This is a genomic window from Rubripirellula obstinata (assembly GCF_001642955.1).
Taxonomy (GTDB): Bacteria; Planctomycetota; Planctomycetia; order Pirellulales; family Pirellulaceae; genus Rubripirellula; species Rubripirellula obstinata.
On record NZ_LWSK01000276.1, the window covers coordinates 1 to 1525 of the forward strand.

2 protein-coding genes are annotated in these 1525 nt (G+C 57.0%); both read right to left on the bottom strand.

What is annotated here, in order from left to right; genetic code table 11:
• Nucleotides 1-457 precede the first annotated feature (457 nt).
• Entirely contained in the window at nt 458-904 is a 447-nt protein-coding gene (locus RC85_RS25735) for a DUF2251 domain-containing protein (protein ID WP_068267813.1), read from the bottom strand.
• Between the two features lie 30 nt (nt 905-934).
• Nucleotides 935-1132, bottom strand: coding sequence for a hypothetical protein (locus tag RC85_RS27315; protein ID WP_157594091.1), 198 nt, complete (start codon nt 1130-1132; stop codon nt 935-937).
• Nucleotides 1133-1525: the final 393 nt, after the last annotated feature.

Consider the following 1525-nt stretch of genomic DNA (forward strand, 5'->3'; position numbering starts at 1 on the left):
GCGGCCGCCACTCCGGTGCATGCAATGGTTATCCGCAACACACCATTGCGATGCCGTCCGTCAGCGCGGACTTCGTCCACGTGGGTGACAATCACCAAGTTCAAATCGTAGCAAAGAGTGGTCGGTCAAGCAAGTTTCGGTGGGCAGCGTTAAGTCGAGCAACCAAAGACAGGCGTTGGTTGTGCCACGCAGTGCATCCGGCACTTCAGCATTGATGAACATTGGAAATCGGGCGTCGGTTGATCCCCGCAGGGCAGTCGGCACTTGAGTATTGGTCGGGCATTGGGGCCAAGCGGTTTTGGTCGTGCGTTGGTTGTGCATTGGTTGTGCGCCGCAGGGCGTGAGGCGGCCGGTAAGTGTCCGCGGCTCAGTCGGATAACGTCCGGCATCACCGGGCGGGGACGGTTGATGTTCCATTTGTGAAAACGCGCAAGCCCCGCTCCGGTGCATCCCATGGTTATCCGCCGTCTTGGGTATCAGAAGCGAAAAACGGGGCGAGTAACGATTCGTCCCAATCATGCGAACCAGAACCAGACGCAGGCTCGGGGAACCCAGTACGGCAGCATCCCACGCCACCGGAGAAATCAAAGATGGCGTGCGGATACGAGTTAATGAAAATTGCCGCACGATTAGCGTCCGGCGACCAAAGGATATGCAAGGTGGATGGCGTATCGCGGTCAGTGACATCTTTGACGTTGTAAATGTGCAATGCGTCCACGATGGGGTTACCAGCACGGTCCATGTCGAGGGCGTAGAAGTAGCCAGTCTCGGTGTCGTCTTCAAAAACGCATTGAAAACGCCCGATCGGCGAGGCGGATTCGACCATCGTCTTACTGCCGACTCGCAGGGTATCTTTCGTCACATGGCTAGCGGTGAGTTTTGGTTCCAAATGTTCAGTCTCCATGTTCAAGGGGCGTGGTTTGCAGCCAACGAATCAGAGCAGCATCAGGGAAACGGAAAATCGTTTCATTTCAGTCGGATAACGGTATGCATCACCGAGGTGGCGGCGATTGACGTGCAAGCAGAGAGGAAAGTGTGCGGCCGCCACTCCGGTGCATGCAATGGTTATCCGCAAAACACCATCGCGATAGGGTCCGTCAGCGCTGACTTCGTCCCCGTGGGTGACAGCCACCGTGTTGGAATCGTAACAAAGAGCGGACGTTCAAGCAAGTTTCGGCGATGAGCAGTAAATCGAGTATCCATGGACAGGCGTTGGTTGATGCCACGCAGTGCATCCGTGACACCGGCGTTGTTCGGGCATTGAAATTCAGGCGTCGGTTGGTGCCCCGCAGGGCAGTCGGCACTCGAGTCTTGGGCGAGCGTCGGGGCAAAGCGAGATGGATTCGATGCGTTGGTTGTGCCCCGCAGGGCGTGAGGCGGGCAGCAAGTGTCCGCGACTCAGTCGGATAACGGTATGCATCACCGAGGTGGCGGGATTTGACGTGCAAGCAGAGAAAAAAGCGTGCGGCCGCCACTCCGGTGCATGCAATGGTTATCCGCGATTATGACGGACATTGGTAGGTGT

Excerpts from the sequence above, each read along its gene's own strand:
- RC85_RS25735 (WP_068267813.1), bottom strand. The coding sequence starts at position 904 with ATGGAGACTGAACATTTGGAACCAAAACTCACCGCTAGCCATGTGACG.